The organism is Kocuria soli (genome assembly GCF_003797835.1).
Classification (GTDB): Bacteria; Actinomycetota; Actinomycetes; order Actinomycetales; family Micrococcaceae; genus Kocuria; species Kocuria soli.
In genome coordinates this window covers 48,962-73,862 of record NZ_RKMF01000004.1, presented here as the reverse complement: position 1 = coordinate 73,862, position 24,901 = coordinate 48,962, and the positions used below count along the sequence as shown (strand labels likewise).

The following is a 24,901-nucleotide window of genomic DNA, read 5'->3' as shown; positions in this document are numbered from 1 at the left end:
CGTCGTCCGTTGCAGAGCAAGGAGTGCTGTCCATGGGTCAGTCAATGCGCCGAGCCATGATCGCCTTGGGACTGGCCGAGCCCGATGAGCCGAACGATCGGCCCCAACGCGACGAACGCCAGGAACCGCGTCACCACGCCGAACGCGCCGAGCGTCTCGCCGCCGAACGCCGCCCCGCCCCCGAAGCGGAGGCGCGTCCCACCCCCGAGCGCGAACCGTCCCGGGGTGAACGCGCCGCCGCAGGGCGCAGCTCCGGGTCCACCTCCCGTTCCGCCACCGAGGCCCCCGCGAAGTCTCGGGCGCCCCAGGACCGACGCCGCACCGGCGAATACCGTGCCCCCGTCACGCCGATCAAGCGTGCCCCCTCAACATCCCGAGAGGATGCCGACGACATGCGCACCATCACCACCGTGCACCCTCGTTCGTACAACGACGCCAAATCGGTCGGCGAATCCTTCCGTGACGGCACCCCGGTCATCATGGACCTGACCGATCTGGGGGAGGCCGAGGCCAAGCGCTTGGTCGACTTCGCCGCCGGCCTGGTCTACGCACTGCACGGTTCCATCGAGCGGGTCACCACCACGGTGTTCCTCCTGACGCCTTCCTACGTGGAGGTCGTGGACAACTCCGCGGCGGGGGACACCCAAGAGGCTGCACAGGGCTGACCTGAGTGAGCATCGTCCTCGGCATCCTCTACCTGGCGATCCACCTCCTGGTGCTGATCGTTCTGGCCCGCTTCGTGCTCGAAATGGTCACGTCCTGGGCCAGGAACTGGCGTCCGCGCGGCGCCGTGCTGGTCCTTGCCTCCGTGGTGTACGGGGTCACCGACCCGGTCTTCAAGCCCCTCCGACGGTTGATCCCGCCGCTGCAGATGGGCGGAATCGCCCTGGATCTCTCAGCGCTCATTCTCATCTTCGGGCTGAGCCTGCTGCAGTCCCTGGTGCGCGTCGCCTTTTACGCCTGAGCCCGGCGCCCACGGCCCGCAGCGGCCACGTGAAGCGTGGTGACGCTGATCTCTGCCCCTCGGAATGGGGACAGGGAGTAGCAACGATGTACTGTGATTCCAGACCACGACCGCTCGGATGGCCATGACCACGGCAACCGAGGCGGCCTGAGCAATGACCTGCACGAGGAGAGTTACTTCCGATGGCCTTGACTCCAGAAGACGTCATCAACAAGCGTTTCCAGCCCACGAAGTTCCGTGAGGGCTACGACCAGGATGAGGTCGATGACTTCCTGGACGAGATCGTGGTGGAACTGCGTCGGCTGAACCAGGAGAACTCCGACCTGCGTCAACAGCTCGAAACGGGGACCGGAGCCGTTGCCGACGACTCGACCGCCCAAACCACCACGGAGGAGACCGCACCCGCCGTCGAGACCGAGGAGGAGGTCGCTCAGCCGATCGTGGCCGAGGACGCAGCCGGTGCGGCAGGCGAGCCCGTGGACCGGGCTACAGCTCCAGGTGCCGGCGACGCGCAGAGCGCGGCGGGTGTCCTGGTCATGGCTCAGCGGTTGCACGACGAGTACGTGGCCAAGGGCCAGGCAGAACATGACCGCCTCACGGCCGACGGCCAGTCCGAGTACGACCGTCTGCTCTCCGAGGCCCAGCGCTCGAAGGATGAAGTCCTGACCAGCCTGGAATCCGAGCGCGGTGCCTTGCAGGAGAAGGTCGATCATCTGCGCGGCTTCGAACAGACCTACCGGGTGAAGCTCAAGGAGTTCATCTCCGGTCAGCTCAACGACATCGATGCAGCTCCGCCCGTGGAGGACGACGTGGCTGCGATCGTGGGCGAGTTGCCCGCTGACGAACCGCAGGTCCAGGGGGCCACGGATGCCGCCCCGCAGGCTGTCACCGACGCCGACTCCGCGGCCGACGAGGGCAACCCGGAGGGCACCTCCGGCCAGAACTCCGCGTCCTGAGGCGGCGAAGATCCGCCCCATGATTCCAGCCGAGCAGCCCGCGGCCTCGCGGGGCCGTGCGGCCACCGGTTACGTCCTGGGCACTCTTGCCGTGAGTGCTCTGGTGTACGCCCTCGACCAGTGCAGCAAGATGTTCGTGGAACGCAGCATGCAACTAGGCGAGACCGTCCCGGTCCTGGGCGACTGGCTCCAGTGGCACTACATCCTCAACCCCGGTGCGGCGTTCTCCATGGGTGAGGACCACACCTGGATCTTCACGGCCATCATGGCCGTGGTCAGCGTGGGCATCCTCGCCTTCCTGCCCAAGGTCCGGAGTCGGCCGTGGGTGGTTGCCCTCGGGCTGGTCCTGGGCGGCGCGCTGGGAAACCTCACGGACCGGCTCTTGCGGTGGCCGGGATTCCCCAACGGCCACGTGGTCGACTTCATCCACGTCAAGCACTTCGCCGTGTTCAACCTGGCCGACTGCGGCGTCGTGGTCGGGATCGGGTTGATCGCGTTCCTGCTGTTGACCGGGCGTGAGGCGGACGGAACTCGCTCTGCGGGCACCGGACGTGGACAGGAGGGCGGCGGGTGACCGACCGCGTCCACCAGGAGTTCACGGTCCCGGACGAGTTCGACGACGCCCGGGCCGACGCCGCCTTGGCCCGTCTGACCGGACTCTCTCGAACGGTCGTCGGAAAGCTCCTGCGGGCGGGAGAGGCCACGGCCGACGGAAGCGTCCTGGCCAAGTCCGACAAGGTGGCGGCCGGCTCGGTGGTCCGGCTGCTGCTGCCCGAAGAACGCGATCTCGCCGAGATCACCCCCGAGGTGGTCGCTGGCTTCGAGGTCGTCCACTGCGACGACGACATCGTCGTCGTCGACAAGCCCGCCGGTGTGGCCGCCCACCCGTCCCCCGGGTGGAAGGGTCCCACGGTCGTGAGTGCCCTGGCGGGGGTGGGAGTCTCCGTGAGCACCTCCGGAGCCGCGGAACGTCAGGGGATCGTCCACCGGCTCGATGTCGGGACCTCCGGTCTCATGGTCGTGGCACGGACAGAACGGGCCTACACGGCGCTCAAGCGCGCGTTCAAGGAACGGACGGTCGAGAAGGTCTACCACACGGTGGTCCAGAGTCTGCCCGACCCGTTGGAAGGCACGATCGACGCCCCGATCGGACGCCACCCCGGCTACGAATGGCGATTCGCCGTCGTGGACGGTGGACGTGATTCGGTGACCCACTACGAGACCCTTGAAGCCTTCGGTCGTGCCACGCTCGTGGAAGTCCACCTGGAGACCGGGCGGACTCACCAGATCCGCGTGCACTTCTCCGCACTGCACCACCCGTGCTGCGGAGACCTGACGTACGGGGCCGATCCGGCCCTGTCCGCGGGCCTGGGGCTGACCCGGCAGTGGTTGCACGCTCGTCGGCTGGGCTTCGTACACCCGGCCACCGGTGAGAACGTGACCTTCGAGAGCCCTTACCCCCCGGATCTCGACTACGCATTGGAGACCCTGCGCGACGGCGGTCCCTGAGAGATCTCGCACGGTGTCCCGTGAGGCTCGTGTCCGAGTCCGCCGCTAGAATCTTCTGGTGACCAAGGGCAAGGGATTTACGCATCTGCACGTGCACACCGAGTACTCGATGCTCGACGGTGCAGCCCGACTCGACGACCTCTTCGAGGCCTGTCACGCCAACGGCATGGATTCCCTGGCCACCACGGACCACGGCTTCGTGTTCGGCGCCTACGACTTCTGGTCCAAGGCCACCAAGGCTGGGATCAAACCGATCATCGGCGTGGAGGCGTACCTGACCCCCGGCACGCACCGCACGGACCGGTCCCGCGTGAAGTTCCACGAAGGTGGTCGTGAAGACGTCTCCGGCGGTGGTGCCTACACGCACATGACGCTGCTCGCAGAGACCACCGAGGGCATGCAGAACCTCTTCCGGGCCTCCTCCTACGCGTCCCTGGAAGGCCAGCTCTACAAGCCGCGCATGGACCGCGAGCTGCTCAACCAGTACGGCAAGGGACTGATTGCCACCACCGGGTGCCCGTCGGGTGAGATCCAGACCCGTCTGCGCCTCGGCCAGTACAAGGAGGCGATCGACGCCGCGGCAGAGTTCCGGGACATCTTCGGCGCGGAGAACTTCTACTGCGAGATCATGGACCACGGTCTGGGGATCGAGAAGAACGTCCACCAGGACCTCATGAAGCTGGCCAAGGACCTCAACCTCCCGTTGGTGGCCACGAACGACCTGCACTACACCCACGCGGAGGACGCCAAGGCACACGCGGCCCTGTTGTGCGTGCAGTCGGGGTCGACCCTGGCGGACCCCAAACGCTTCAAGTTCGACGCCGACGAGTTCTACCTCAAGTCCGCGGCAGAGATGCGCGACCTGTTCCGGGACTACCCGGCGGCCTGCGACAACACACTCGAGATCGCCGAACGCTGCCACGTCGAGTTCGACGAGTCGATCGGCAAGTTCATGCCGGTCTTCCCCGTCCCGGAGGGGGAGAACGAGGCCTCTTGGTTCGCCAAGGAGGTGGATTCGGGTCTGGAGTACCGCTTCCCCAACGGGGTGCCGCAGGAAGCGCGCGACCAGGCGGAGTACGAAAAGGGCATCATCCAGCAGATGGGCTTCCCGGGATACTTCCTGGTGGTGGCCGACTTCATCAACTGGGCCAAGGACAACGGTATTCGTGTGGGTCCGGGTCGTGGTTCCGGTGCGGGGTCCATGGTGGCCTACGCCATGCGCATCACCGAGTTGAACCCGCTGGAACACGGCCTGATCTTCGAGCGCTTCCTCAACCCGGAACGCGTGTCCATGCCCGACTTCGACGTCGACTTCGACGATCGTCGTCGGTCGGAAGTCATCAAGTACGTCACGGACAAGTACGGCGACGAACGTGTGGCCATGATCGTCACCTACGGCACCATCAAGGCCAAGCAGGCGCTCAAGGACTCCTCCCGCGTCCTGGGGTACCCGTTCTCCATGGGGGAGAAGCTCACCAAGGCCATGCCGCCGGACATCATGGGCAAGGGCATCTCCCTGGCCGATGTCTACAACAAGGACGCCAAACGCTATGACGAGGCCGGGGAACTGCGCGAGGTCCTCGAGGAGGATCCGGAAGCCGCCAAGGTCTTCGAGACGGCAACCGGCCTGGAGGGCCTGAAACGGCAGTGGGGTGTGCACGCCGCGGGCGTGATCATGTCCTCGGACCCCCTGATCGACATCATCCCGCTCATGCGCCGCGAAGCCGACGGGCAGGTCATCACCCAGTTCGACTACCCCACGTGTGAGGGGCTGGGGCTGATCAAGATGGACTTCCTGGGGTTGCGCAACCTCACGATCATCTCTGACGCCCTGGAGAACATCACCCTGAACCGGGACGGGTTCGTCCTGGACCTGGAAACCCTGGAACTGGACGACAAAGCCTCATACGACCTGCTGGCCCGCGGCGACACCCTGGGTGTGTTCCAGCTGGACGGCGGTCCCATGCGCTCCCTGCTGCGCCTGATGCAGCCGGACGAGTTCGAGGACATCTCCGCCGTGCTCGCGCTCTACCGACCGGGCCCCATGGGCGTGAACTCCCACACCAACTACGCCCTGCGCAAGACGGGACAGCAGGAAGTCACTCCGATCCACCCGGAGCTGGAAGAGCCCCTGGCGGAGATCCTGGACACCACCTACGGCCTGATCGTGTACCAGGAACAGGTCATGGCCGTGGCCCAGAAGGTGGCCAACTACACGCTCGGCCAAGCGGACCTGCTGCGCCGTGCGATGGGCAAGAAGAAGAAGTCCGAGCTGGACAAACAGCAGGACGTGTTCTTCGGCGGCATGAAGGAGAACGGCTACTCGGAGGACGCCGCCAAGACCCTGTGGCACGTCCTGGAGTCCTTCTCCGACTACGCGTTCAACAAGGCCCACACCGCGGCCTACGGCCTGGTGTCCTACTGGACGGCCTACCTCAAGGCGCACTACCCGGCCGAGTACATGGCCGCCCTGCTGACCTCGGTGGGTGACGACAAGGACAAGCTGGCGCTCTACCTCAACGAATGCCGCCACATGGGCATCACCGTGCTGCCGCCGGACGTCAACGAATCGGTCATCACCTTCACCCCCGTGGGCAACGACATCCGTTTCGGCATGGCCGCGGTGCGCAACGTGGGTGCCAATGTGGTCCAGGGGATCGTGGACGCACGTGAGGAACAAGGTGCCTTCACCTCCTTCAACGACTTCCTCTCCAAGGTGCCGGTGGTGGTGTGCAACAAGCGCACCATCGAATCGCTCATCAAGTCCGGTGCCTTCGACCAACTGGGCCACACCCGCCGGTCCCTGGTCATGTGCCACGAGCAGGCGATCGACGACGTCGTGGCCCAGAAGAAGAACGAGGCCAACGGCGAGTTCACCTTCGACCTGTTCGCAATGGGCGGTGATGACTCCGGTGCTGAGGATTCACAGGGACTCGCCGTCGAGGTACCCGACGTTCCCGAATGGGAGCGGAAGGACATGCTGTCCTTCGAACGCGAGATGCTTGGCCTGTACGTCTCTGACCACCCGCTGCGCGGACTCGACGACGCCCTGGGGCAGTACTCGGACACCACGGTCCAGGCACTGATCGCGGAGGACAGTGGCAGACCGGACGGCACCATCGTGACCGTGGCCGGCATGATCACCTCGGTGCAACGCCGCATCGCCAAGTCTTCCGGGAACGCCTACGCACGGATCGAACTCGAGGACCGGACGGGGTCCGTGGAGATCATGTTCTTCGGCAAGACCTACGCCCCCATCGCCGGGGTCCTGGCCGAGGACCTCATCTGCTCCGTCAAAGCACGTCTGCAGAAGCGCGACGACGGATCCACGTCCCTGTCGGCCATGGAACTGACCGTCCCGGAGATCACCCCGGACGGTCACTCCGGTCCGGTCAAGATCGCGTTGAGCGAGCACAAGGCCACCGAACAGACCGTCAACGCCTTGGCAGAGGTGCTGCGCAACCACCGCGGCGACTCGGAGGTCCGGGTCCACCTGGAGACGCAACGCTCCTTGCAGATCTGGTCACTGCCCCCGCAGTACCGCGTGGACGCCTCTCCGGCGCTGTTCGGGGACCTCAAGGTGCTCCTGGGCCCGGCCTGCCTGGAAGTCACCGGCTGAGGCCGCGGCCCGTCCCCGGATAGTTTCCGGGTGCCCCGTAGGATGGAGGGCGTGAACGCGAGCCCCGAGAACCCCTCACCATCCACCGCAGCTACACCGCTCATGCGCACCATCGACCTGCGGGGGCGGCATCTCGACTGGGCCCAACTACGGGCCGTGGTACCACGCCAGACCCCGCAGTCCCTGGGCGCCGCAGAGCAGACGGTCCGCGGGATCATCGACGACGTCCGTGACCGCGGTGCAGTGGCCCTTCGCGAGTACGCGCAGCGTTTCGACGGTGTCGAACAGGGCAGGATCAGGGTGGCTCCGGAGGAGATCACCCGCGCCGTCGAGGGCCTGGACCCCGCGGTGCGTCACGGACTGGAGTCCGCGATCGAACGTTGCCGACGCTTCGCGGAGGCCCAGCGGCCCGCGGATGCGGAGGTCGAGGTGGCACCCGGGGCACGCCTGTTCCACCGGTGGACACCCGTGGCCCGGGTGGGCCTCTACGTCCCCGGCGGTCTGGCGGTGTACCCGTCCTCCGTGGTCATGAACGTCGTTCCCGCCCAGGCGGCCGGTGTGGACTCCGTGGTGCTGTGCACCCCGCCGCAGGCCGAGTTCGGTGGACTCCCGCATCCGACGATCCTGGCGGCGGCCGGGTTGCTCGGGGTCGACGAGGTCTGGGCGATCGGCGGTGCCCAGGCGCTCGCCGCGATGGCCTACGGAATCTCCGACGCGGCACCCGAGACCTCCGATGCCACGCAGGCGGGCCGTCAGGACGTGCTCGAACCCGTGCAGACCATCACCGGCCCGGGCAATGTGTTCGTCGCGACGGCCAAGCGGCTCCTTCAGTCCGTCGTCGGCGTCGATGCGGAGGCGGGTACCACCGAGATCGCCGTGATCGCCGACGAGACAGCCAATCCGCGTTACGTCGCGGCGGACCTGATCTCCCAGGCCGAGCACGACCCGGCAGCCGGTTCCGTGCTGATCACCCACGTTACCGAGCTGGCCGACCGGGTGGCCCTGGAAATCGCCGACCTGGTGACCACCGCCCGGCACGACGAACGGATCCGCACAGCGCTGGCCGGCCCCCAGTCCGGCGTCGTGCTCACGGATGACCTGGAGGCTTCCGTCGCAGCCGCCGATGCCTACGCCGCTGAACACTTGGAACTGCATGTGGCCCAGCCCCGTGAGGTCGCCGCACGGGTCCGCAATGCCGGCGCCATCTTCCTCGGCCCGTACAGCCCTGTGCCGCTGGGGGACTACGCGGCCGGGTCGAACCACGTCCTCCCGACCGGGGGGTCCGCGGTCCACGCACAGGGCTTGTGCACTACGAGTTTCATGAAGGCCGTTCAGGTCATCGAGTACTCCCAAGAGGCGCTGGCCGTGCTCGAGGAGGACATCGTGGCGCTGGCCGAGGCCGAGAACCTGCCCAACCACGGCGTGGCCGTGAACGTCCGTCGGGAGGGCTGATCGTGCACTGTCCGTTCTGCCGACACCCGGATTCCAAGGTCGTCGACTCCCGCACCACCGACGACGGCGCAGCCATTCGCCGCCGCCGTCAATGCGGCTCGTGTGGACGGCGGTTCTCGACGCTGGAGACGACGTCGATCTCCGTGATCAAACGATCGGGCGTCACCGAACCGTTCGAGCGCTCCAAGATCGTGTCCGGAGTGCGCAAGGCCTGCCAAGGCCGACCGGTCACGGAGGACGACCTGGCCAAGTTGGCGCAAGAGGTCGAGGAGTCGGTGCGTTCGGCCGGCATCGCAGAGATCGAGGCCCACGAGGTCGGTCTCGCGATTCTGAAACCGCTCCGGAGACTGGACGTCGTCGCATATCTCCGGTTCGCCTCGGTGTACCAGGCCTTCAACGACCTGGACGACTTCGAATCTGCCATCGAGGTGCTGCGGGGCGAACAGCACCAGACCACGGGGCAGCAGGCACTGGTGGACGAGGAGACTCACGCCCCGCGGCGGCCACGACGCAACGGCGCAAACTCTCAACCCAAGACTCAGAGTCGAGCAGTCAAGGGACGGTCAGAAAAAAATTCAGAGTCTCGACCTGCACAGGAACGTTTACTTTAGATCCGCGTGATCATGCGGATCGCGGGGCCGGTCGACCTGAACAGTGGCGGACACGCCCGGGGTTTTTCGGTCGGGACCCCAAAAACCGTGCTAGTCCGGGTTGCTTTCGTCGGATTCATGCCCCTAAACTGAAGACACAAAGCCCGGCAGGGGTCGCGGAGGGGAAGCCGCGACACCTGCCGGGCTTTACGTATGCCCCGAAAACCTGCCTCTGCCGCCGGGCTCCAGAGTGGCCAGGCATGAAGCCGAACCTCAAGTTTCACCTTCGATCAGTGTGCTCTGGTGTCGCAGAGTGTTTCGAGCCGTTCAACCTGACCCTGAAGGTTGGGTCAACTCTCACGTGAATCCTCAAGGTGGCTGAAGAACCGCGAACAGGGAAGCGCCCCCAACCCGTCCGAGTTGGGGGCGCTCCGTCAAGGGGTCGGCAGGCCCGGGTTCAGGAATCGGCGGTTCCCGGGTCTCGTTCGGCCCAGAGTGCGGCACCGACGATCCCGGCGTTGTTGCGCAGCTGAGCGACCTCGATCGGCGTCCGCAATTCGAGCAGCGGCAGGAACTTGTCGGCCTTCTTGGAAACTCCGCCGCCGATCACGAACAGGGAGGGCGTGAACAGCATCTCCACGTGCTCGAAGTATGGCTGCAGGCGTTGAGTTGCCCACTTCTTGAAGGACAGGTCATCGCGTTCGCGCGCGGTGGCCGAGGCTCGCGTTTCGGCGTCGTGCCCGTCGAGTTCGAGATGGCCGAGTTCGGCGTTCGGTACCAGCCGCCCGTCGACGATCAGTGCGGAGCCGATGCCAGTGCCCAAAGTCATGACCAGGACTGTCCCGCTGACTCCCTTGCCAGCTCCGTACAAGGATTCGGCCAGCCCGGCGCCATCGGCGTCGTTGAGGGCGGCCACCGGTCGGCCGAGGGTCTTCTCCAACAGCCCGGCGATGTCGGCCCCGACCCAGGTGGGGTCGATGTTCGCAGCCAGCAACGTCACGCCGTCCTTGACGATTGACGGGACGATGACGCCGATGGGCGAGTGCGGATCAGGTGCGCCGTCTCGGGTCTGCAGCTCGTCGACGATCTCCTTGATGACCTTGGCCACGGCCTCCGGGGTGGCGGGCTTCGGTGTGGGGATGCGGTAGCGCTCACCGATCAGGTCGCCGACCTCAAGATCGACGATGCCGCCCTTGACGCCGGTCCCGCCGACGTCGATGCCGATCACACGCCGCGGGCTCGTCGTCGAACCCTTGCTGGCCGCGGAGACGGGGTCGTCCGCGCGTCGTCCGGTGCTGTCAATGGTCTCGTCACTCATGGCCGGTGTCCTTCCGATGCAGGTACTGCGAGGCTGTCAGTGATACTGGTTCAGCCGCACGTGTAGATCAAGGGCTGTTGTGGTGTGCGACGGTCGTGCTCACGCGCCGTCGGGCAGGGTGAGGATCTCTACGCCGTCGTCCGTCACGACCATTGTGTGTTCGAACTGCGCGGTTCGGCGTCGGTCCCGGGTGGTGATCGTCCAGTCGTCCTCCCACTGGTCCCAGTTGATGGTCCCCAGCGTCAACATGGGCTCGATGGTGAAGATCATGCCCTTGCGGATTTCCTCCGAATAGGCGGGGGCGGCGTCGTAATGGGGGATGATCAGGCCGGAGTGGAACTCGCGGCCGACGCCGTGCCCGGTGAAGTCACGGACCACGCCGTAGCCGAAGCGCTGGGCGTATTTCTCGATCACGCGGCCGATCACGTTGAATTGCCGGCCAGGGCGCACGGCCTTGATGGCCCGGTTCAAAGACTCCTGCGTCCGTTCGACCAACAGGCGTGATTCTTCGTCAACGTCACCGACCATGAACATCGCATTCGTGTCCCCGTGCACCCCGCCGATGTAGGCGGTCACGTCCAGATTGACGATGTCGCCGTCCTCGAGGACGGTCGAGTCGGGGATGCCGTGGCAGATGACCTCGTTGATCGAGGAGCACAGGGACTTGGGGTACCCGCGGTATCCCAACGTGGACGGGTAGGCACCGTGGTCGCACATGTATTCGTGGGCGATGCGGTCCAGTTCGTCCGTGGTGGTTCCCGGCACGCAGGCCTTGCCAGCCTCGTACATGGCGTTGGCGGCGATTCGGCCGGCCACCCGAACCTTCTCGATCTCCTCGGGCGTGTACATGTTGGAGTCGTGGCCTTCATCGGCCTCCGGCTTGCCCACGTACTCCGGACGCTGGATCGAGGCTGGAACGGCGCGTCGCGGTCCCAGAGTGCCCGGGCGCAGTCGACCGACCGGCGCTCGTCCCGGCTCGGCCGGGAGATTGTGCGAGGCCGCTGCCGCGGAGTTCGGGCTCGGGGAGGTGGTTGTGGTCACGGAAGAGGGCTCCTGGATCGCCTGGAGGATGTGCTTGGCCTGGAGCCAGCCTAATGCTCTGACCGGTCATGCCGTAGGGTGACGACCACCACCGGGCCCGACCGGACCGGGGGCTGATCATGGGCATCCGGCAGAGCGGAGGCCACAAGGACATGGGAGGTCACGATGGAGTACTGGTTCAACCTCAACACCCGTCAGGTCGAAGAGGGACCGCGGTCCGACTACAGCCAGCTGATGGGCCCGTACTCCTCCCGTGAGGACGCACAGCGGGCGCTGCAGACCGCCGCGGAGAACACTCAGCGCTGGGACGAGAACGAACGGCGTTACCTCGGCGACGACTGAGCACGCCTACCGTGCCCGGGACCGCAGGAAGCGTCAGTAGGTGTGTTCCTCGGACGGGAACGACCCGTTGCGGACCTCGCTCACGTAGCGGCCAACCGCTTCGGAGACCACCGAGCGCAGGTCCGCGTACTGCTTCACGAAGCGCGCCACCTTGTTGCCGTTGAGCCCCAGGGCGTCCTGCCAGACCAGTACCTGACCCGTGGTGGCGCTGCCCGCACCGATTCCGATCGTGGGAACGCCCAGTGCCTGGTCGACCGCCCGAGCGGTTTCGGCCGAGACCATTTCCAGCAGGATGCAGAAGGCCCCTGCGGCCTCCAGCGCAAGGGCGTCGTCGACGACCTTCTGGGCGGCCTCTCCGCGGCCCTGGATGCGGTAACCGCCCATGGCGTGCTCGGACTGGGGAGTGAAGCCGACGTGACCGATCACGGGGATCCCCGCGCGCACCACGGCCGCGACGTGGTCGGCCAACGACTCGTCGGCCTCGATCTTGACCCCGTGGGCGCCGCCCTCCTTCATGAACCGGACTGCCGTGCGCACGGCCTGCTCGGGCGACTCCTCGTAGGACCCGAAAGGCAGGTCCACGACGACGAACGCGCGTCGCGCGGCAGCGGCGACAGCTGCGCACATCGGCAGCATCTGCTCGACCGTGATCGCCAATGACGTCGTGTGCCCGAGGACCGTGCCACCGGCAGAGTCGCCGACCAGCAGCATGTCCACCCCGGCGGCGTCGAAGAGTTCGGCGGTCATGTGGTCGTAACTGGTCAACATGCTGAATTTCTCACCCGTCGCCTTGGCCTGTGCCAAGTGGTGGGTGCGGACCCGCCGAACCTCCGGGAGGGGCTTGGCGGAAGGGTCTGACGGATCCTGGACTGCCGGGGTGAAGCTCATTGGACCAGAGTATCCGCACCGATCGGGTGTGATCCGAGCGATAGGGTGTGGCATAGAGACCATCGGGTCACACCCGACGTCGGTACGGCAGGTTTGAGGAGTCGCCATGGACCGTCAGCAAGAGTTCGTCCTTCGCACGATCGAGGAACGTGATGTCCGCTTCGTCCGCATGTGGTTCACCGATGTGACGGGGACACTGAAGTCGGTCGCCCTGGCGCCCGCGGAGGTCGAAGGCGCCTTCGAGGAAGGGCTCGGATTCGACGGCTCCTCGATCGAAGGCCTCTCCCGGGTCACCGAGTCGGACATGCTCCTCCAGCCGGACCCCTCGACCTTCCAGCTCCTGCCGTGGCGTGGCGAAGACCAACCCACCGCACGCATGTTCTGCGACATCCTCACCCCGGAGGGCCAACCGTCGTTGGCCGACCCGCGCGGCGTGCTCAAGCGGGTCCTGGAGAAGGCCGCAGCCAAGGGGCTGACCTGTTACACCGCCCCGGAGATCGAGTTCTACCTCATGAAGTCCGCGGCGCTGGACCCACAGACCGACGAGCCCGTTCCCGTGGACGGCGAGGGGTACTTCGACCACACACCGGGCGGAGTGGTCCAGAACTTCCGCCGCGACGTCGTCCTGACCCTGGAGGACGTGGGGATCTCCGTCGAGTTCTCCCACCACGAGGCCGGACCGGGGCAGAACGAGATCGACCTGCGCTACGCCGACCCGCTGCAGACGGCGGACAACATCATGACGTTCCGCACCGTGGTCAAGGAGACCGCTCTGGCGCACGGTTCGTACGCAACGTTCATGCCCAAGCCGTTCGCCGCGCACCCGGGGTCTGGCATGCACACCCACTTCTCCCTGTTCGAGGGAGACACGAACGCCTTCTTCGAGGCCGGTGCCGAGTTCCAGCTCTCGAAGATCGCGGGGCACTTCATCGCCGGTGTGCTGCGCCATTCCGCGGACATGGCGATCGTGACCAACCAGTTCGTGAACTCCTACAAACGACTGTGGTCCGGTGCGGAGGCGCCGTCGTACATCTCCTGGGGACACAACAACCGGTCCGCACTGGTGCGTGTGCCGCTGTACAAGCCGGACAAGGTGCAATCAGCGCGGATCGAGTACCGCGGACTGGACTCGGCGGCCAACCCCTATCTGGCCTACGCGGCAATCATGGCCGCCGGCATGAAAGGCGTGGAAGAGGAGTACGAACTTCCCCCGGTGGAATCGGATGACCTGGCGTCCATGAGCGCGGCCGAGCGTCACGTGGCCGGTCACGAGCCACTGCCGGCGAGCCTGTACGACGCCATTCGCGCCGCGGAGAACTCCGAGTTCATGGCGGACCTGCTCGGCGAGCAGGTTTTCACCCACCTCATGCGCAACAAGCGCGCGGACTGGGAGGCCTACCGCAAGGTGGTGACCCGCCATGAGCTCGAAACCAATCTCGGCTTGATCTGACATGGCCCCCGCAGCTCCGGGCGCCGGTCCGAACGACACCGTCGACGAGCTCACCGACGGGAGGCTGATCCACGTCGGTTTCGAAGACCTCCGGAACGCGCGACGTTGGCTGGGATTCCCCGAGCTGGCCTCGGCGAACCGCGAGACCATCCTCGGTGCCCTCGAACGGTACGCGGCTTCGCCCGACACGGCAGTGCGCTCGCTGGTGCGCCTGATCGAGGTGCACCCGAGGGCGGTCGACTACGTCCGGGGTGACGTGGACCGGGCCATGCCCCTGATCCGTCTCCTGGGCGCCTCCGAAGCTCTGGGCGAGTTCATGATCCGGCACCCGGAGAATCTGGACCTGGTGGACGAGCCGTTGGAGACCGATCCCTCCGAAATCTCGGGGGACACGTTTCGTGCGGAGCTGCTCACCGCCGTCGGAGCGGAGCGCGCACACCGGTCTCCGGTGGCCTCACTGACCGGTGCTGGGGCGTATCAGGCGCTGCGTGTGGCCTACAGGCGAGCACTCACCCGCATTGCGCTCAAGGACCTGGGCTCCGCGAACCCGGTGGACGAACTCCCCGCCGTTGGTCGGCAGCTTGCCGACCTCGCGGCTGCAGCGGTGGACGCCGGTTTGAGCGTGTCGCGCGCCGAGGCGATCGCGGCGGCCGACGACGACGTCGCACGGTGGCTGCCGAGGCTGAGCCTGGCCGTGATCGGCATGGGCAAGTGCGGTGCCCGGGAGCTCAACTACATCTCCGACGTCGACGTGATCTACGTGCACGAACTGCTGCCCGACTCGGAGACCGACTCACAGGAGGTGTCAGGCACCGGATCCTTGGCTCCGCCCGACGATGACCGCGTGGCCGTTCTCGCCGCGGACCTGGCCTCCGGGACCGCACGGGCGATCATGACCACGGGCCCCGAGCCGCCGCTGTGGGAGCTGGATGCCAATCTGCGCCCGGAGGGCAAGGACGGGCCGCTGTCCCGCACGGTCGATTCCCACGTGCGCTACTACAAGAAGTGGGCCAAGTCCTGGGAGTTCCAGGCGCTGCTCAAGGCCCGCCCCATGGCCGGGGACAGGGAGCTGGGGGAGCGGTACGCGGAAGCCATCACTCCCTTCGTGTGGCAGTCCTCGCAACGCGAGGGGTTCGTCGAATCCGTCCAGGCCATGCGTCGCCGGGTCACGGACAGCATCCCCGCTGACGAGCGCGAACGCCAGATCAAGCTGGGGCCCGGTGGTTTGCGTGACGTCGAGTTCACGGTGCAGCTGCTGCAGCTGGTCCACGGACACAAGGACGAACGGGTCCGGACGCAGGCGACGACGCAGTCACTGCAGGCGTTGTCCGACTGCGGGTACATCGCCCGCAAGGACGCGGAACAGTTCAACGCCCACTATCGGTGGCTCCGGTTGCTCGAACACCGGATTCAGCTCTTCCGGCTGCGGCGCACACACCTGATGCCCACCAAGGCGACGGAACTGTCGGTCATCGCCCACGCCGTGCAGCCCCCCGATTGGGAAGGTCCGCACCGCCCCAGCGGGGAAGCTCTGGTGGAGCAGTGGCGCAAGGTGAAGCGTCAGGTGCGGGGCATGCACGAGAAGATCTTCTACCGTCCTCTTCTGGCCGCCCTGTCCAAGACCGGACTGGACGGGGTCGCGCTGTCCGACGAGCAGGTGCGGGACCGCCTGGAGGCTCTGGGGTACCGGGACCCGCGGGCCGCCCAGCGTCACCTGGAAGCCCTGACCAAGGGCGTGAGTCGCCGCGCGGAGATCCTGCGCACGCTCCTGCCCGTCCTGTTGGAGTGGATCGGCCAGGGCGTGGACGCCGACGCCGGGCTGCTCGGCTTTCGCCGGGTGTCCGAAGCGCTGGGCACCACCCCCTGGTACCTGCGCATGCTGCGGGACTCCAACATGGCCGCCGAGCGGTTGTGCCAGGTGCTCTCCTCCTCCCGCTACGTCACGGACGCGTTGGAGAACCTGCCCGAAGCGGTGGCCTGGCTCGGCAAGGACGAGGACCTGGTGCCCCGCAGCTTCGAAAACATGTGGGAAGAGATCCAGGCACAGATGGAGCGGCACGACGACGCCGCGGCCGCGATCCGCATGATCCGGCTGCTGCGGCGGCGCGAGGTCGTGCGAGTCGCCCTGGCCGATGCCTGCGGCGTGCTGGACGTGGACGCCGTCGTCCAGGCCCTGTCCGACATCGACCGGGCGACCGTGCTGGGGGCGTTGCACGTCGCGGAACGCGAAATCTACGTGGCCGAGGGGGAGGGCTGCCTGGCCGACGTGTTGGTCATCGCCATGGGCCGCCAGGGCGGCCGGGAAATCGGGTACGGCTCCGACGCCGACGTCATGTACGCCTACGCCCGGTGCACAGGCGATCACGACCACGGTCACCGCGGCCTGGAGGAGGCACCCGACGGCGGCTCCGAGCAGGCCGCGTCCGACCAGGCGCACCGAGTGATACAGCGCATGACCCAACTGCTCAAGGCGCCCTGCACGCCACCGCTGGTGGCCGAACGTCCGCTTGAGATCGACAACGACCTGCGCCCCGAGGGCAAGCAGGGCGCCATGGTCAGATCGGTGGACTCCTACCGCGAGTACTACGACCGGTGGGCCGACACCTGGGAGTTCCAGGCGCTGACCCGTGCCCGCCACATGGCCGGTTCCAACGCCGTGTCCGAGCAGTTCCTCGAGGTCATCGACGTCCATCGGTATCCCGCGGAGTTCACGGCCCGGCAGTTGCAGGACATCCGCCGGATGAAGGCGCGGGTTGAGAACGAGCGCCTACCTCGCGGTGCCGATCCCTACCGGCACCTCAAGCTCGGGCGCGGCGGGCTCTCCGACGTCGAATGGCTGGCCCAGACCTTGCAGCTGCAGCACGCCCACGCCCACGCGGGTCTGCGGACCACGAGCACCTTGCGCACCCTGCAGGCGGCCGTGGAGGCCGGGCTGTTGGAGGAATTGGACGCGGACGCGCTGTCCAAGGCCTGGCGGTTGTGCACGTTGATTCGCAACTACAACGTGTTGCGCACGGGCCGTGCATCGGACGTCCTGCCCAAGGCAGGCCTGGACATGGAGGCCGTGGCGCGTTGGTGTGGCTACCCGCCCGGTGAGGCCTCGCGACTCGAAGACGACTTTCTGCGCATCACACGGCATTCCCGCGCGGTGTTCGAGCGGATCTTCTACGGACGGTGACGGGCTTCGCCGTCGTCAGTGCTTTTCGGTCTTCGAGATCTGCTCGGTAAGGTCCTCGGGTGAAAGATTGGCCGCTGAGAACTCCGGGGTCAACGGCAGGTTCAGCCGCAACTCGGTGCCCGGGCAGATCTCCACGCGGGCTTCGCGCAGCTTGAAGTCGATCACGTGGCCGCCCACGGTCCGGGAGTCGTCGATGAAGTGGGCGTGGCAGCCGGGCACGGAGATGCCCTGTTCGTAGATCGGCGTCCGGAAGCCCACGATCGTGCCGTCGACGTCGTCGAACTGGAGGACGTCCTCGTTCTCCGTGGCGTCGACCATGCGCGGGTAGGGCTTGGACTGCTTGATCACGGTGCGCGTGCGGATCCAGTCGAAGCTGCCCGTGATCTTGAGCGCGTACATGTAGTTCTTGGACACCGTGAGTTCGTCCAGGACCTGAGAGGCGGTCTTGCGCAACAGGGAGTTGGGCAGGTCGCGCCGGATCGTGGGAACGAAGTTGGTGACCACGGCGTACGGGGTGCGCTGGGCAAGCTCCGCGGGTTCGATCGACCCGTCGGCGCGCATCTGGTAGGCCACACCGTCCAGGATGACCATTTCGCCGTCGAGCCCGTCGAAGGTTCCCAACCCGAAGTTCCCGTGGCCCAGCAACTCGCCGATCGTCATCTCGCCGTCGTACACGCCGTCCAGCAGACCCGCCATGAGGCCGGTCTGGAAGACCTCGTTGCGGAACATGATTTCCCCGTGCAGTTCTTTGGGCCCGCTGGACATGATCGATCCTTTCGTTCGGCGCGCTGGTCTGCGCATCGCTCGATGCCGGTGCGCGGCCCGGATGGCGGACCCCACACATGAGTCTGGGAGTAGAAGTGACTCGTCATCACTTCTACTCCCAGACCGATCAGATTGCCAGGCTCAAACCACCCGGGTAACCGACCTCACAGAGCGTGGACCTCACACGCCGTAGTAGAGAGCGAATTCCATGGGGTGGGGCACCACGGAGAGCGGAAGGAGCTCGTTCTCGCGCTTGTAGGCGATCCAGGTCTCGATCAGGTCCTCCGTGAAGACGTCCCCGGCCAGCAGGAACTCGTGGTCCTCCTCCAGCGCCAGGAGAGCCTCTTCGAGCGTGGCGGGAGCCTTCTTGATGTCCTTGGCCTCTTCCGGCGGCAGCTCGTAGAGGTCCTTGTCGATCGGATCCGCCGGCTCGATGCGGTTGCGGATGCCGTCCAGACCGGCCATGAGCTGCGCGGCGAAGGCCAGGTACGGGTTGCAGGAGGGATCCGGTGCGCGGAACTCGAGGCGCTTGGCCTTTGGGTTGGTGCCCGTGATCGGAATCCGGATGCCCGCGGAGCGGTTGCCCTGGGAATACACCATGTTGACCGGTGCCTCGAAGCCCTTGACCAGGCGCTTGTAGGAGTTCACGGTCGGGTTGGTGAAGGCCAGGACCGCCGAGGAGTGCTCGAGCAGGCCGCCGATGTACCACCGGGCGGTGTCCGAGAGGCCTGCGTAGCCCTTCTCGTCGTAGAACAGCGGCTCGCCACCCTTCCACAGCGACTGGTGGCAGTGCATGCCGGACCCGTTGTCGTTGTAGACGGGCTTGGGCATGAAGGTGGCCGACTTGCCGAAGGCGTCCGCGGTGTTCTTGACGATGTACTTGAACTTCTGCAGGTCATCGGCGGCATGGGCCAACGTGTTGAACTTGTAGTTGATCTCAGCCTGTCCCGGGCCACCGACCTCGTGGTGGGAACGCTCGACCTCCAGCCCGACCTCGTCCAGTGCGACGCAGATGGCGTCGCGCAGGTCGGCCTGCTTGTCCACGGGGGAGACCGGGAAGTACCCGCCCTTGGTGGTGGTCTTGTTGCCCAGGTTCCCGCCGTCTTCCTTGCGGCCCGAGTTCCAGATCGCTTCGTCCGAATCGACGGAGTAGAAGGAGCCCTGCGGCTGGATGTCGTACCGGACGTCCTCGAAGATGAAGAACTCGGCCTCGGCGGCGAAGTTCGCGACGTCGGCGATGCCGGTGGAGGCCATGTAGGCCTCGGCGCGCTCGGAGACACCGCGGGGATCGCGGTGGTAGGGCTCGCCCGTGCGCGGGTTGACGATCGAGCAGCTCACGGCGAGAGTCTTCTCCACCCGGAAGGGGTCCAGGAAGGCGGAGTTGATGTCCGGGATCAGCTGCATGTCCGACTCAGCGATACCGGCGAATCCGCGGATCGAGGAGCCGTCGAAGAGCTGACCGTTCTTGAAGAAGTCGTCGTCGATCGACTTGGCCGGCAGGTTGAAGTGCTGCTGGACGCCGGGGAGGTCGGTGAAGCGGATGTCGACGAAGACGACGTCCTCGTCCTTGATGAAGGCCAGGACTTCTTCGGGTGTCTTGAACACAGACGTACTCCTTCTGCTCTGCGGGGCATCGCGGGGGCGCTCGAGGCCGTCCGGTGTGGGCGATGACCCTTGGTTCGCGTCTGACACTACGAACAGGCCGTTGCCCGGTCGTATCCCGTGTGTTTCGCGCGGGTTACGCACCACCGTTTCACGCTTGTGTGGCCGGGTAGGGGCTGGCACGCCGATAGGCTGGGCGAATGATCGATCGTGACGACCTCGGCAGTTGGATGGACGGTCCGGCGCCGGTTCAGGACTACCCCGGGCAGCGCATGGGGCGCCCCCGTAAGGGTCCAGGATCCGTGGGCCGCCTCGGAGTCCGGGTCGTGGCGTTGGTGATCGATTGGTTCATCGCCCTGGGCTTTTCGGCTCTGCTGGTGTCCTACGACCAGCAGAATCTGACCACGCTGTGGATCTGGTTCGGGCTCAGTGCCGTGTCCGTGGGCTTCACGGGTCACACTGTCGGTCACTTCGTCATGGGGCTCCAGGTCCAGACGCTCGACGGGTACGCACCCGGCGTGTGGCGCGGCGTCGTGCGTGCCGCCCTGATCGCCGTCGTGATCCCCGCCCTGATCATGGACGCCGACCACCGTGGGCTGCAGGACCGCGCGGTGGGCACGATCCTGGTCAAAATCCGCTGACACCCCGAACGACGACGCCCGCTGCCACGAGGAGTCAGCGGGCGTCGTCTGTATAACCGGTCCGGTGAGTGGGGCCTCAGCGGCCGCGCATGGCCTTGCGGTCCGGGCGGGTGCGCATGGGGTCCACGCCCTTGGGGATCGGCAAGGAATTGTTGCGCAACGTGGAGATGCGCTTGTAGACCTTGTTGACCTCGTCGCGGGTGAGGGAGGCGTCGAGCTTCTTCATCCGCTTGGCCACCTGGGACAGCGGAACCTGGTCCTCCTTGTTGCCCGCGTTGATCACGTGGATGGGGACGTTCTGGATCATGGGACCGATGCGGCGGCGTTCCTTGGTCACCAGCTTCTTGACCCGGCCGGTGGGGCCTTCGGTGACCAGGACGACGCCGGGGCGACCGACTGCGCGGAACACCAGGTCACGCGTGCGCGGGTCGATCTGGACCGGCTCCTGGTCCACGATCCACCCACGACGTAGCGTGGACAGCGCCGCACCGGCGGCACCGGGCTGGTCCTCGATCCGGGCGAACGCGGCGCCTTCGGCGCGCCGGGAGAGGTAGAAGATGGCAGCGAGCACCGCGAAGGGAATGCCGATCAGCAACCAGGTGATCCAGTTGTTGAGCAAGAGCCCCAGCAGGAGGAAGATCACCAGCACGCCCAGCGCGATCGCGATGAGCTTGAGGGTGATGTTGGAGTCCTGCTCCTTGGTGATCTGGTAGACCTGCTTCATCTGGGCCAGGTAACCGGGGCCCTTGGCCTGCTTCTGGCGAGCCTTCTCCTCGCGCTTCTGCTCCCGTGCCGCGGCGCGGGTGGACTTGGCGTCGTTCGAAGCGTTGGACTTGCCTGAGCCCGAGGCGCTGGAAGGAGACACGGTGAAACCTCGTGATGATGGTGGTCGGTGATCTTGGCGCGATCATCTGGCGCCGTACGGGTGGGCACGGCGTGGATCGTGACTGCCGCGGTGAAAGCGGCAGCAGTCAGTCTAGCGGCACGGGGCGGATCAGCGGCCCAACTTGGCGATCAGGCTGGAGGCTTCCTGCGCCGTCGACCCCTCGTCGGTGATGTGCGCCAGGTTCTCCGGGATCTCCCGGCCCAGCTTGCCCATGGCACGTGCCCAGAGCCGACCGGAACGGTAGGAGGAGCGCACCATCGGGCCGGACATGACGCCCAGGAAGCCGATCTCTTCGGCCATGTTCGCGTACTCGACGAACTGCTCCGGCTTGACCCACCGGTCGATCGGGTGGAACAGCTTGGAGGGCCGCAGGTACTGGGTCAGGGTGATGATGTCGCAGCCCGCGTCGAAGAGGTCGCACAGGGCCTCGTGTATCTCCTCGTCGGTCTCGCCCATACCCAGGATCAGGTTCGACTTGGTGATCAGGCCCCGGTCCTTGCCGTAGGAAAGGACGTCGAGGGAGCGTTCGTAGGTGAAGGCCGGGCGGATCTGCTTGAAGATTCGCGGCACGGTCTCGAGGTTGTGGGCGAAGACCTCCGGCTGGGCGTCCACGACCATCTGCAGGGACTCCGGGCGGCCCTTGAAGTCCGGGATGAGGATCTCGACACCGGTCTGCGGGGAGATCTCGTGGATCGCGCGGATGGTGTCGGCGTAGAGCCAGGCTGCCCCGTCTTCGAAGTCATCGCGGGCAACACCGGTCACGGTCGCGTACCGCAGCCCGAGATCTCGGACGGATTCGGCAACCTTGCGGGGCTCGTCGCGGTCGATGGGCTCGGGACGTCCCGTGGCGATGTCGCAGAAATCGCAGCGGCGCGTGCACACGGAGCCGCCGATCAGGAATGACGCCTCACGGTCTTCCCAACACTCGTAGATGTTGGGACAACCAGCTTCCTCGCACACCGTGTGCAGTCCCTGTCCGCGGGCCATGGACTTGAGCTTGGTGTACTCGGGTCCCATGTGGGCCGTGTTCTTGAGCCAGTTGGGCTTCTTCTCGATCGGAACCTCGGCGTTGCGGGCCTCCACGCGCAACAGGCGGCGGCCTTCGGGTGCGATGGTCATACGGCGATCTCCTGGGTGGTGCTGGTTGGTGCCGATCCGCTGCCGGGTGTGACGGTCCCGAGGGCTGCGGACGGCCAGGGGCGGACGGGCCGAGTTCTCACGGGTGAACCGGTGTGGGCCACGGCAACGGCGGTTGGTCCCGGGGAATCTCGGACACTTCGCACAGCTCGGCCTCCCGGCGACGGAATTCTTCGATCACCACGTCAACCACGTCGACCGGCTCAACATTCCTGCCCAGTTCCCGACTGATCGAGGTGACGCCCGCGTCGGAAATGCCGCAGGGGATGAAGTCCCCGAATGCGGCGAGGTCGTTGCTGCAGTTCAGGGAGATGCCGTGCATCGTGGTACGTCGCGACACCTGCACTCCGATGGCCGAGATCTTGCGGTCCCCGCCGCGTGCGTCGGCCGGGATCCAGGCCCCGGAGCGTCCCTCGACGGTGACCGCAGTGACCCCGAACTCCGCGAGAACGGAAATCACCAGTTGCTCCATGACCCGCACGAACTTGACGACGTCGATGGGCGTGTTCAGGCGCGTGATCGGGTAGGCCACGAGCTGCCCGGGACCGTGCCAGGTGATCTTTCCGCCGCGACCGATCTCGACGACTTCCGTGCCGTCCTGCGGGTATTCCTCGGGGGACGACCGACGGCCGGCCGTGTAGACCGGCTCGTGCTCCATGAGCAACACGGTGTTGGCCCGTTCCCGCGCCACCACCTGCTGGTGCACGCTCTTCTGCAGTTCCAGTGCGGGTGCGTAGGGCACCAGGTCCGGGGCGAAACCCAACCGTTCGAAGGACAAGGACATACGCACCAGACTACGCGGCCGGGCGGCCTGTGGATAACTCACCGTCACAGTTCGAGCGGCGCATGCTGGGTCACATGAGCGCACCAGAATCGTTCCTCCCGGCGCACGGACCCGACGGCTTCGCGGACCTAGGGCCGTGGGCGGGCCGGGGACGGCGGATCCAGGACCCGGACAACGGTGGTACACGTGTGGCCATCCCGGCCCCGTCCTGCCCGGCACCGGGGCAGGAGCCGGACGCAGTAGCCGGGGAGGACGCGGCACGAGCGGCGTGGGAGCGGCTGGTCGAACGCAGCCGCGCGGTGCGCTCCGACCGTGTGGCGCTGCCGCAGGCGGTGGTGCAGGAAACGGACCGGACCTGGCTGCTCTACGACGTCGTCCCGGAACGGTCCTTCGCACAGGACGTCGCCCGGCTGGGTGGCGCAGTCCAGGGGGAGGTCCTCGGCATGGTGGCTGACGTGGCCGAGGCGATCGGCGAGCTGCACGACCACGGGCTGACGTTGCGGCGGATGTCCCTGAGGGACGTGCTGGACACCGGCCAGGGCTGGCAGGTCCTGGTTTCGCCGGATTCGGGGATTCGCACGATGGCGCCCGGGCGTGAGGTCCGCGACGCCCAGGGGGACCTGGCGATGCTCGCAGCGGCCGCAGCCACCGTCCTGACCGGTCGTCGGCCGTCACCCGAGCGCTCGCGGGCCCGGCTGTCCGTCACCTGCCCCGCACTGCCGCAACAGGCTTTGGACGTGCTCGACGACCTTCTTGACGACGTGCCGGGGGCCCGGGCCCGACACGAGCACCGCAACGCTTCGGCGCACCGGGTCGGTGAGGTGCAGGGACCGGTCGTCGGGGACCGGGCGACGGGAGAGCAGGCCCTGGGGGACCGGGCACTGGGGGACTGGGCTCGGGAGATCGCCGATGTCATCCGTGGAACCCTTGCGGGAGACCCTGCCGAAGATCTTGGCCGGGTACCGGCCGTGGAACCTGCCGATGCAGACACGGAGACCCTGCCGCGCACAGCAGCTCAGGGGCCCCGGGACAGCACCGACGACGTCCTCGACCTCCTGCGCAGCGGGCGGGTGTCAGCAACCAGGGGGCAGAGCGGGGTCCGACCGGCGCAGCGCGTGCGTGCAGCACATCGCCCCTGGGACTCCGCGGAGCTGATGGTCGACGAGGACAACGTGCCGCCGCCACAGACGCCGCGGTACGCCCGATCCCGCCGTCCCCGGGCCGCGGTACTGGCTGTGGTCGTGGTGGTGGCCTTGGTGGTGGTTGGTGCCCTGGTGTTCCGGACCCGCGGCGGACTCACGGGGCCGGAGGCCGGGACCGAAACCGGGACCGCCGTCGTCGCCGACGCGGCACCGGAGGGTTCAGCGCCCGCGTCCCCGTCGACCACCTCGGCCTCCGGCTCGGCCGCCGAGGCGCTCCCGGAACTCGTGGCCGCGCGAGGAGAGGCGCTGCGATCCGCCGACGCGGACCTGCTGGGCGGGATCTACACCGATGGTGCCGAAGACCTGGCAGCAGACCGCTCAACCGTGGACGGCCTGCAGATCAACCCCGACACCGGTGAGCACGCGTTCAGCAGCCTCGCGATGGCGGTCGAAGGTGAGCCCTCGGTGGCTTCCGAAACGGAGGACACAGCGACGGTGGACGCCACGGTCACCGCCGAAGGCCTGGGACCCGGGCAAGCCGATTCGCAGGACGTCTCCGTCGACATGGTCCGCACAGGGCAGGGATGGCGGATCCAAGACGTGCAGCCGCGGTGAGCAGCACCCCGGAGGGTCCGTG

General features: G+C 66.7%; 21 protein-coding genes. 13 read left to right on the top strand and 8 right to left on the bottom strand.

Features of this window, described 5'->3' with window-relative positions; all coding sequences use genetic code 11:
* Positions 1 to 32: 32 nt before the first annotated feature.
* From EDL96_RS04175 to nrdR, 8 genes are all read left to right on the top strand, one after another.
* The gene (locus EDL96_RS04175; protein ID WP_123824569.1) at positions 33 to 665 is read left to right on the top strand and encodes a cell division protein SepF; all 633 of its coding nucleotides are present in this window, start codon (positions 33 to 35) and stop codon (positions 663 to 665) included.
* 5 nt (positions 666 to 670) lie between these two features.
* A complete protein-coding gene (locus EDL96_RS04170) occupies positions 671 to 964 on the top strand; it encodes a YggT family protein (protein ID WP_123824568.1) in 294 nt (97 codons plus the stop codon).
* A 182-nt stretch (positions 965 to 1,146) separates the two neighbouring features.
* Positions 1,147 to 1,920, top strand: a complete 774-nt coding sequence (locus EDL96_RS04165) for a DivIVA domain-containing protein (protein ID WP_123824567.1) — start codon at positions 1,147 to 1,149, stop codon at positions 1,918 to 1,920.
* A gap of 19 nt (positions 1,921 to 1,939) precedes the next feature.
* Entirely contained in the window at positions 1,940 to 2,494 is a 555-nt protein-coding gene (gene lspA, locus EDL96_RS04160) for a signal peptidase II (RefSeq protein WP_123824566.1), read from the top strand.
* Positions 2,491 to 3,429: an RluA family pseudouridine synthase gene (locus tag EDL96_RS04155; RefSeq protein ID WP_123824565.1), complete on the top strand. Its 939-nt coding sequence runs from the start codon at positions 2,491 to 2,493 to the stop codon at positions 3,427 to 3,429. Before lspA ends, EDL96_RS04155 begins: the two co-directional genes overlap by 4 nt.
* Before the next feature lie 109 nt (positions 3,430 to 3,538).
* Positions 3,539 to 7,048, top strand: coding sequence for a DNA polymerase III subunit alpha (dnaE, locus tag EDL96_RS04150; RefSeq protein ID WP_233568690.1), 3,510 nt, complete (start codon positions 3,539 to 3,541; stop codon positions 7,046 to 7,048).
* 42 nt (positions 7,049 to 7,090) lie between these two features.
* Complete coding sequence (hisD, locus tag EDL96_RS04145; RefSeq protein ID WP_123824664.1) at positions 7,091 to 8,500, top strand: histidinol dehydrogenase; 1,410 nt, start codon at positions 7,091 to 7,093, stop codon at positions 8,498 to 8,500.
* 2 nt (positions 8,501 to 8,502) lie between these two features.
* On the top strand, positions 8,503 to 9,111 hold the full coding sequence (nrdR, locus tag EDL96_RS04140) for a transcriptional regulator NrdR (RefSeq protein WP_123824563.1): 609 nt from the start codon (positions 8,503 to 8,505) through the stop codon (positions 9,109 to 9,111).
* Between the two features lie 436 nt (positions 9,112 to 9,547).
* Here the strand turns inward: nrdR and ppgK are convergent, their stop codons facing one another.
* Positions 9,548 to 10,408 (bottom strand): polyphosphate--glucose phosphotransferase, encoded by an 861-nt coding sequence (gene ppgK / locus EDL96_RS04135; protein ID WP_123824562.1) that lies wholly within the window; start codon positions 10,406 to 10,408, stop codon positions 9,548 to 9,550.
* Between the two features lie 99 nt (positions 10,409 to 10,507).
* Positions 10,508 to 11,449, bottom strand: a complete 942-nt coding sequence (map, locus tag EDL96_RS04130; RefSeq protein ID WP_123824561.1) for a type I methionyl aminopeptidase — start codon at positions 11,447 to 11,449, stop codon at positions 10,508 to 10,510.
* A 165-nt stretch (positions 11,450 to 11,614) separates the two neighbouring features.
* On the opposite strand from map, the gene EDL96_RS04125 reads away from it, so the two are divergent.
* Positions 11,615 to 11,791: an SPOR domain-containing protein gene (locus tag EDL96_RS04125; protein ID WP_123824560.1), complete on the top strand. Its 177-nt coding sequence runs from the start codon at positions 11,615 to 11,617 to the stop codon at positions 11,789 to 11,791.
* A 33-nt stretch (positions 11,792 to 11,824) separates the two neighbouring features.
* On the opposite strand, the gene panB is transcribed toward EDL96_RS04125, so the two are convergent.
* Entirely contained in the window at positions 11,825 to 12,679 is an 855-nt protein-coding gene (gene panB, locus EDL96_RS04120) for a 3-methyl-2-oxobutanoate hydroxymethyltransferase (RefSeq protein ID WP_123824559.1), read from the bottom strand.
* Positions 12,680 to 12,785: 106 nt separating this feature from the next.
* Here panB and EDL96_RS04115 point away from each other — a divergent pair, with 106 nt between their 5' ends.
* Together EDL96_RS04115 and EDL96_RS04110 are read left to right on the top strand one after the other, a co-directional pair.
* Positions 12,786 to 14,129, top strand: a complete 1,344-nt coding sequence (locus tag EDL96_RS04115; protein WP_123824558.1) for a glutamine synthetase family protein — start codon at positions 12,786 to 12,788, stop codon at positions 14,127 to 14,129.
* 1 nt (position 14,130) lies between these two features.
* Positions 14,131 to 17,307 (top strand): bifunctional [glutamine synthetase] adenylyltransferase/[glutamine synthetase]-adenylyl-L-tyrosine phosphorylase, encoded by a 3,177-nt coding sequence (locus EDL96_RS04110; RefSeq protein WP_123824557.1) that lies wholly within the window; start codon positions 14,131 to 14,133, stop codon positions 17,305 to 17,307.
* 15 nt (positions 17,308 to 17,322) lie between these two features.
* Here EDL96_RS04110 and budA read toward each other — a convergent pair whose 3' ends face one another.
* Positions 17,323 to 18,072: an acetolactate decarboxylase gene (gene budA / locus EDL96_RS04105; RefSeq protein WP_123824556.1), complete on the bottom strand. Its 750-nt coding sequence runs from the start codon at positions 18,070 to 18,072 to the stop codon at positions 17,323 to 17,325.
* Between the two features lie 180 nt (positions 18,073 to 18,252).
* Positions 18,253 to 19,677, bottom strand: coding sequence for a type I glutamate--ammonia ligase (gene glnA, locus EDL96_RS04100; protein ID WP_123824555.1), 1,425 nt, complete (start codon positions 19,675 to 19,677; stop codon positions 18,253 to 18,255).
* Between the two features lie 197 nt (positions 19,678 to 19,874).
* On the opposite strand from glnA, the gene EDL96_RS04095 reads away from it, so the two are divergent.
* Entirely contained in the window at positions 19,875 to 20,315 is a 441-nt protein-coding gene (locus EDL96_RS04095; protein WP_123824554.1) for an RDD family protein, read from the top strand.
* A 76-nt stretch (positions 20,316 to 20,391) separates the two neighbouring features.
* Here the strand turns inward: EDL96_RS04095 and EDL96_RS04090 are convergent, their stop codons facing one another.
* From EDL96_RS04090 to lipB, 3 genes are all read right to left on the bottom strand, one after another.
* Entirely contained in the window at positions 20,392 to 21,180 is a 789-nt protein-coding gene (locus EDL96_RS04090) for a DUF4191 domain-containing protein (protein ID WP_123824553.1), read from the bottom strand.
* Between the two features lie 129 nt (positions 21,181 to 21,309).
* Positions 21,310 to 22,320: a lipoyl synthase gene (gene lipA / locus EDL96_RS04085; RefSeq protein WP_123824552.1), complete on the bottom strand. Its 1,011-nt coding sequence runs from the start codon at positions 22,318 to 22,320 to the stop codon at positions 21,310 to 21,312.
* Positions 22,321 to 22,417: 97 nt separating this feature from the next.
* A complete protein-coding gene (gene lipB, locus EDL96_RS04080) occupies positions 22,418 to 23,122 on the bottom strand; it encodes a lipoyl(octanoyl) transferase LipB (RefSeq protein WP_123824551.1) in 705 nt (234 codons plus the stop codon).
* A 74-nt stretch (positions 23,123 to 23,196) separates the two neighbouring features.
* Between lipB and EDL96_RS04075 the strand changes: the two genes are divergently transcribed.
* Positions 23,197 to 24,879 (top strand): hypothetical protein, encoded by a 1,683-nt coding sequence (locus EDL96_RS04075; RefSeq protein WP_123824550.1) that lies wholly within the window; start codon positions 23,197 to 23,199, stop codon positions 24,877 to 24,879.
* Positions 24,880 to 24,901 lie beyond the last annotated feature (22 nt).

Coding starts and splice junctions, on each gene's coding strand:
- hisD (WP_123824664.1), top strand. CDS start 7,091: ATGGAGGGCGTGAACGCGAGCCCCGAGAACCCCTCACCATCCACCGCA.
- EDL96_RS04125 (WP_123824560.1), top strand. CDS start 11,615: ATGGAGTACTGGTTCAACCTCAACACCCGTCAGGTCGAAGAGGGACCG.
- EDL96_RS04110 (WP_123824557.1), top strand. CDS start 14,131: ATGGCCCCCGCAGCTCCGGGCGCCGGTCCGAACGACACCGTCGACGAG.
- lipB (WP_123824551.1), bottom strand. CDS start 23,122: ATGTCCTTGTCCTTCGAACGGTTGGGTTTCGCCCCGGACCTGGTGCCC.
- EDL96_RS04115 (WP_123824558.1), top strand. CDS start 12,786: ATGGACCGTCAGCAAGAGTTCGTCCTTCGCACGATCGAGGAACGTGAT.
- EDL96_RS04165 (WP_123824567.1), top strand. CDS start 1,147: ATGGCCTTGACTCCAGAAGACGTCATCAACAAGCGTTTCCAGCCCACG.
- dnaE (WP_233568690.1), top strand. CDS start 3,539: ATGCTCGACGGTGCAGCCCGACTCGACGACCTCTTCGAGGCCTGTCAC.
- panB (WP_123824559.1), bottom strand. CDS start 12,679: ATGAGCTTCACCCCGGCAGTCCAGGATCCGTCAGACCCTTCCGCCAAG.
- EDL96_RS04095 (WP_123824554.1), top strand. CDS start 19,875: ATGATCGATCGTGACGACCTCGGCAGTTGGATGGACGGTCCGGCGCCG.
- EDL96_RS04075 (WP_123824550.1), top strand. CDS start 23,197: ATGAGCGCACCAGAATCGTTCCTCCCGGCGCACGGACCCGACGGCTTC.
- budA (WP_123824556.1), bottom strand. CDS start 18,072: ATGTCCAGCGGGCCCAAAGAACTGCACGGGGAAATCATGTTCCGCAAC.
- ppgK (WP_123824562.1), bottom strand. CDS start 10,408: ATGAGTGACGAGACCATTGACAGCACCGGACGACGCGCGGACGACCCC.
- lspA (WP_123824566.1), top strand. CDS start 1,940: ATGATTCCAGCCGAGCAGCCCGCGGCCTCGCGGGGCCGTGCGGCCACC.
- lipA (WP_123824552.1), bottom strand. CDS start 22,320: ATGACCATCGCACCCGAAGGCCGCCGCCTGTTGCGCGTGGAGGCCCGC.
- EDL96_RS04175 (WP_123824569.1), top strand. CDS start 33: ATGGGTCAGTCAATGCGCCGAGCCATGATCGCCTTGGGACTGGCCGAG.